Annotated in this window: 1 protein-coding gene and 1 pseudogene; both read right to left on the bottom strand. The window is 33.4% G+C overall.

Annotation, left to right across the window (positions count from 1 at the left end):
• Positions 1-999: pseudogene (locus tag HG1285_RS02915) on the bottom strand (hypothetical protein); the annotation flags it as partial.
• An 11-nt stretch (positions 1,000-1,010) separates the two neighbouring features.
• Positions 1,011-1,682 (bottom strand): curli production assembly protein CsgG, encoded by a 672-nt coding sequence (locus tag HG1285_RS02910; protein WP_008289007.1) that lies wholly within the window; start codon positions 1,680-1,682, stop codon positions 1,011-1,013.
• Between the last annotated feature and the right edge of the window lie 100 nt (positions 1,683-1,782).

Genomic DNA, 1,782 nt, shown 5'->3' on the forward strand with positions numbered 1-1,782 from the left:
AAGTTTGAAGTTTTCAACTATGCTTTTAACTGAAACCTGAGTACCTAAAGCTTTTTCTAAAGCATCCCATTTTGCACGAGCAAAAGCTTCCATTTTAGCGGAAGCATAATCAGTTGTAATAGCAGCTTCTCCAGTACCTGTAGAAGGAATACATCTTACATGTTGTTGCTTAGATATTAGTGCTTTGTGTGAAACTAATGGAGCTTTTACTTCTATTTTTTTAGATTCTACTGGTGGAGTTATTTTCTGCTTTTTCTTCGGGTTTTCCTGTAATTTAGGCTTAAAAGTTTGCTTTCCAGTGTATTCACTAATTTTAATATCAGTAATCAATGCCGGACTTTCAGATATAGACGTACTTGTAGCAAAATACTGCCAGAAAAATAGGCCGAACCCTCCTATACTATTTTGAAACTTTAGAGGTTTGATTATTTTTCTTTTACCATCTATATAAAATTTTACTCTGCCATTTCTGTAGGAAATTTGAACTGTATGTATTTGTCCTTTCTCTACATTCCTATTAAATCCATTACTAAATAAACTCCCTGCATCTTTTGAGTTAGAAGATACGCCAAACTTAATCCTGTCATAATAACCTTCAACGGCAAGAAGTAGTCCTCTATCATAAACATATGAATTTCCTTTTAAAATCTTTGGTTCTATATCTTTTGAATAAATACCAAATCTAACAAAAGGTCCTCCATCTTTAAATGCAATATAAGTAAACTCTATTGAAAAATTTTCAGGAAATTTTAACGGACGATATAAGAAAGTTCCTTTTTCAAGAGGTCTAATCCATCTTTTCCCTTTATAATCTACACAATCATAACTTTTGAATATTATTTTAAAATCCGGAGATACATCCCCTACAGGACAATTAGAACCGTCAAAGTGGTATAAGACTTTGTCGCCCGGTACGAAAGGTGCAGAAGTAATAAAAGGAGGTTGAGCTAATGCAAAGTTAACTATTAACCCAACAATCAGTAAAAGTAATTTTTTCATATCTTTTCCTCTTAAAGTCCAAGTTTACTGAGTGAACTACTTTCTAAAGGTTTTCTTTCAACAAGTTGTCCTAATTTTAATCTCATAATCTGGTCTTTATCCCCTTCTACAACTGTCCATGCTTTATTTTCCTGAACCTGATTTGTAACCTCTAATGTGACCGGCAGTTTAAACATATCACAGCTTTCTTTTCCTGTAAGAGGGTCTGTAATTGATTGGAAAGAATAAGCAAAAAACTCCTGCCCGGGCTTAACACCCATTTTTGAACCTACATTTATAAGAGCATATCTTTTTTCCTTATCAGGAGATGTTCTAAGTTGAACTATATATCCTCTTATTTTGAAATACTTAGAAAGCTCTGGTCTTATACTTTCAACAGCATCCATAGCTGCTTTTTTTATTCCTCCAATTAAAGTATCATAACTAAATGTAGGTGTTTTTCCCAAAACCTCTCTACCTGAAACATTTTTAGCGAACACTACTTCTCCTGTTTCCACATCTAATATTTTTATAGTTAAATCTGTTGAAATATTCCAACCTTCTTGCGTTTCAGCAGCAGCTGCAAGTAAAGAACCTGTCAATCCTAAATATTTTTTAGCAGCTTCTTTTGCAGAAGACAGTTCTACCCATTTAATAGTTACGTTATTTACAGACCCTGTAATAATGTATTTAACGCCTGCCAATTTGCCAAGTTGAACTAACGTTTTTCATCAGTTAAACCAGACTGCTGGAACTTCTGCTCTTGAAGTATTTTTTGTAATCTCTTCTGGTATAAACTTTTGC

This window comes from Hydrogenivirga sp. 128-5-R1-1, assembly GCF_000171895.1.